We start from the raw sequence: 4,523 nt of genomic DNA, 5'->3' as shown, positions 1-4,523 counted from the left end.
GATTAGAAATCATATCCCACGGTCGCCACCACGCTGCGCTCTGCCGCGTAATAGCAGTTATTCGTTCCGTAGCATCCCGCCACGTAGTCACGATCCCCGAGGTTATTGGCATTCACCTGCACGAACGCCCCTTTCAGCGGTGCTGACCACTCGCCCAGATCCGCACGCACCGAGGCATCAAACACTGTAGCCGACGGCAGGCGCGATGAGTTGGCATCATCCGCCCACTGCTTGCCGATGTAACGCACGCCCGCGCCGACGCTCAGGCCATAATCAAACTTATAGTTTGCCCAGAAGGAGGCCATCTGATCCGGCGTCAGCTGCGGCGTATTGCCGTTGTTACCATCGAGCGAATCCTGATACTTCAGGCGATTCCAGGTATAGCCCGCAATGGTGCTCAGGCGTGGCGTTAACTGGTTACGGGCTTCGATTTCCACGCCCTGGGAATGCACTTTCCCGGCAGGCAGATAGGTCGCAGTGGCGATATTAATATCGCGGGTGGCGACGTCTTTCTGCGTCAGGTCGTAAAGGGCGATGCTGTACATGTCCGAGGTGCCCGGCGGCTGGAATTTCAGACCCGCTTCATACTGTTCGGCGGTGGTCGGTTTCAGCAGCGTACCGTCCGCGCCTGGCAGCGAGGCCGGGGTGATCGCCTGGCTGTAGCTCATGTAGGGGGACAGGCCATTTTCAAAGGCATACAGCAGTGACGCTCTGCCGCTGATATGGTCATCCTGGCGACGATTCGAGGTGGCATTGCTGTCGCTCACCTGCTCAGAGACGATGCGGTCATAGCGGCCGGAGAGATCCATATGCCAGCGATCCCACACCATCTCATCCTGCAAATAGATGCCGGTCTGGTAATAGCGGCGGTTGTTGTCGTCGCTGTAGGTCACGACGTGGCCATGCTGCGCAGTGTAACCGGTGTACGGATTGAGCGGCGAAGCGCTGCCCGCGCCTGTCCACAGATCGTTGCGATAGCGATGGTATTCGCCGCCGAGGATCAGCGTATGCGCCACCTCGCCGGTATTGAAATCCGCCTGCACGCGGTTATCGGTGGACCACGCATCCAGTGAGCCACGGTTGCCGCTATAGCCGCGCGACAGCGTATCGCCGCCGTCGATCCAGCCGGTCTGATACACCTGATCCAGTGATACGTTGGCATGGGTATAGCTGCCGCTGGAGTGTACTGACCAGATATCGTTGAACTGGTGATCGAACTCCAGGCTGTAGATCTGCTCACGACGACGGTAGCCGTCTTCGCTTTCGCCTTCGTTAGTGCTGGTGTCGAGCTTGCGGCCATTGTGGGCAAAGCGCGTGCCGTCGAGAGGCAGGGAGCCGTGATAGCCGCCGGTTGGATCTTTTTGCAGATAAGCGCGCAACAGCAGGCTGGTATCCGAATCTGGCTGCCACAACAGCGACGGGGAGATGGCGTAACGCTCTTCGCGGGTGTTGTCATACTGGGTATCACTGCTGCGCGTCATCCCGATAATGCGGAACGCCAGCTGCTCGTTGATCGCGTCGGTGTAATCGAAGGCGCCGCCTTTGGTGTTATGGGTACCGCCGCTGAGACGGAAATGGCCTTCCTGTTTAAACTGCGGGCGTTTGGAGGTGAGATTTACCAGCCCGCCCGGCACGCTCTGACCGTACAGCGCCGATGACGGGCCTTTCACCACGTCAACACGTTCGATAAACCACGGATCCACCTGCAACACACTGTGGCTGCCGCCGTCGCTCATCAGACGCATCCCGTCGAGGAACAGGTTATCCACGTCGCCGCCGTGGAAGCCGCGCAGGGAAACGGTATCGAAGCGGGTAGCGCCGCCGCCGAAGCTGGAATAAACCCCCGGCGTATAGGCCAGCGCCTGGGACACCGTCGCCACGCCCTGATCTTCCATCTGCTGGCGGGTAACGACGGACACCGACTGACCGGTAGTGATCAGCGGTTCATCGGTCTTGGTCGCGCCGCGGGTGCTTTGCACGGTATAGCCTTCGGTCGGCGCAATGGCTGACTGAGGCGCGGTGGCGGTAACCACCACGGTATCTTCCGCGAGCACCGCATGAGGAAGTGCCAGCGCAAGAGCGCACAGCAGGGACGAACGTTTCAGGGATAATGTCGTGGTCATTCCGGGATCCTGAGTACCGTTGTGCGCGGAACAAGCCTCCGCCACAAACGGGAAATTTGTATTAACAAATGTAAAAGGAATGCGAATTATTATCGTTAACGTTAAAGAATACAACGGAAAATGAGTGTGGGATTAACCGAGGGGAGAGTGAGGAGATTGCTGTAGGCCCGGCAAGCCTGCGCCGCCGGGCAATGTGTTGATTTCGCACACTAAAACCTGCTACCAAATCTGGTAGCAGGCGAACCGCTTATTGTGCGACTTTTTCTGCCGTCGGGGCAGGGGCAGATGACTGCGCGGCAGCCGGTTGCGCGGTGGATTGCGCAGCGGGCTGCGTCTCCGGTACGTTATCGCACGGCTGCGTTTTCGGACAGACCAGATCCAGCATCATCAGCGTCACGCCGTTGGTCCAGCCAAAGCCGTCCTGTAGCGGGTATTCACCGCCGCCACCACCGGTGCCGGTGCTGCTGACGTCATACTTCTCCACCAATTTTTGCTTGCTGTCATAAGTATGCTGGACGTTTTTCAGGAAGCGCCAGGTGACATCCATTGCGGCCTTCTCATGGTCATAGTTTTTCAGACCGGCGGTGGCGACCCACTGCAACGGCGCCCAGCCGTTCGGCGCATCCCACTGCTGACCGCTGTTCACTGTGGTGGTGGTGAGCCCGCCTGGCTTGATCAGCCGGGCCTCGGTCGCTGCGGCCACTTTATCCGCGCGATCTTTCGCCGCCGCGTTAACATACAGCGGGAACAGGGCGGCGGCGGTCAGTTGATTACGCACCTTTTTGGTTTTCAGATCGTAATCAGCGTACCAGCCGTCCTTGTCATTCCACAGATTGGCTTCCATCGCCTTCTGGCGCGCATTCGCCAGCGCTTCAAACTTCTGCGCTTTGCCCGTATCGCCGGCGGCCTGGCTGGCGCGGGCGATCATTTTTTCCATCTTGTACATCAGCGCGTTCAGATCCACCGGCACAATGCTGGTGGTGCGGATAGTGCCGAGCTGTTCGGGATCGTCCATCCAGCGGGAGCTGAAGTCCCAGCCGGATGCCGCTGCCGCGCGCAGATCGCGATAGATTTCCGTCGCCGGGCGGTTAGGGTTGTTTTTCGCCGTAGTCACGTCAGGCAGCCAGGATTCCGGGCGCGGGGTGTCGCGATCGTCCCAGTAGCGGTTAAGCAGCGAGCCATCCGGAAGCTTAACCACGCGCTTACTGGCTTCTCCCGGTTGCAGGGCATCTGCGCCTTCCATCCAGTACTGATACTCTTTTTCCATCTGCGGCAGATACTGCTTCAGCGCGTCATCCCCTTCGTGAGTGGCTAATAACTCAACCATAAACGCGAAGAAGGGCGGCTGCGAACGGCTCAGGTAGTAGCTGCGGTTGCCGTTGGGGATATGCCCCCAGGCGTCCAGTTCATGGGCAAAGTTGTCGACCATATCCTGCACTTTGTCCCAGTGGTCGCTCTCCGCCAGCCCCAGCATGGTGAAATAGCTGTCCCAGTAATAGACCTCGCGGAAACGGCCACCCGGCACGACATAAGGTTTCGGCAGCGGCAGCAGGGAGTCCCATTTCCCGGCGGTATCAGTGGTGCGCGTCAGCTCGGACCACAGGCCGTCGATATGCTCGCGCAGGCTTTGTCCGGCAGGCGGCACATATTTTTTGCCTTCGCCCGGCACAATAAAGTTCACGTCAACAAAGTGGCGCAGATCGAAGCCGGACTGGTTGCGCTGCATGCGGTAGTCCGCCAGCACCATCAGCGGATCGCCTTTCGGCACCGCATCGGCGAAGGTTTTCTGATCCGGGAAGAGTTTGGCGGTCTGCACATCGGTAAACAGCGGGCCAAGCAGGACATCCGGCGACTGCGGCTGGCCTTTGTTCTGGACTTCATCGGCCAGCAGCGGGGCGGAAAGGGACAGCAGTGCGCCACCAATCGCGAGTTGCATGGCGAAAAACAGCGTGTGGGGACGGCGCATAAAAGGTTTGGTCATTAATTATTCTCCTTGAGGGGTGAACAGCGAAACCGCTGCAATCAACCTTGAGAAAACAGTAGACGAATATCGGGCAGGGTGCGTGGTGGATTTAACTTTTTGCGCATTGGAAGGCAAATTTTGTGGGGGGCAGGCGGATCCGTGGAATGTTTGGTTTGGAGGGATGTTTGGTTCTGTGGAATGTTTGGTTCGGTGGAATGTTCCGTTCACTTTGCGTTTTGAGTCAGGCGTGACGCCGCTGACGGTGAACGTGCTAAGGGGGCCACCGCGGCCCCCTTAGCAATCCCCGCGGCCCCGCACAGAAACCGGTGCTGCGCACTGCGCTCACCTCCCGGCCGTCTGCCCGCGGTCGGCTCGATTCGGCATCCTGCCTCATTTCGCCTCTGGCCGCCATCCATGGCGTCCAGCCCTTGTCATCC

General features: G+C 59.1%; 2 protein-coding genes. Both read right to left on the bottom strand.

The window, feature by feature from the left end:
* Positions 1-2: 2 nt before the first annotated feature.
* Positions 3-2,123, bottom strand: a complete 2,121-nt coding sequence (locus tag QRD42_RS15935) for a TonB-dependent siderophore receptor (protein ID WP_321987602.1) — start codon at positions 2,121-2,123, stop codon at positions 3-5.
* 247 nt (positions 2,124-2,370) lie between these two features.
* On the bottom strand, positions 2,371-4,104 hold the full coding sequence (locus tag QRD42_RS15930; protein ID WP_321987601.1) for an alpha,alpha-trehalase: 1,734 nt from the start codon (positions 4,102-4,104) through the stop codon (positions 2,371-2,373).
* Positions 4,105-4,523 lie beyond the last annotated feature (419 nt).

It is taken from the genome of Enterobacter sp. PGRG2 (assembly GCF_030291195.1).
Taxonomy (GTDB): Bacteria; Pseudomonadota; Gammaproteobacteria; order Enterobacterales; family Enterobacteriaceae; genus Enterobacter_D.
The sequence above is the reverse complement of the archived record's forward strand: the minus strand, read 5'-3'. Positions and strand labels throughout refer to the sequence as shown.

Excerpts from the sequence above, each read along its gene's own strand:
- QRD42_RS15935 (WP_321987602.1), bottom strand. The coding sequence starts at position 2,123 with ATGACCACGACATTATCCCTGAAACGTTCGTCCCTGCTGTGCGCTCTT.
- QRD42_RS15930 (WP_321987601.1), bottom strand. The coding sequence starts at position 4,104 with ATGACCAAACCTTTTATGCGCCGTCCCCACACGCTGTTTTTCGCCATG.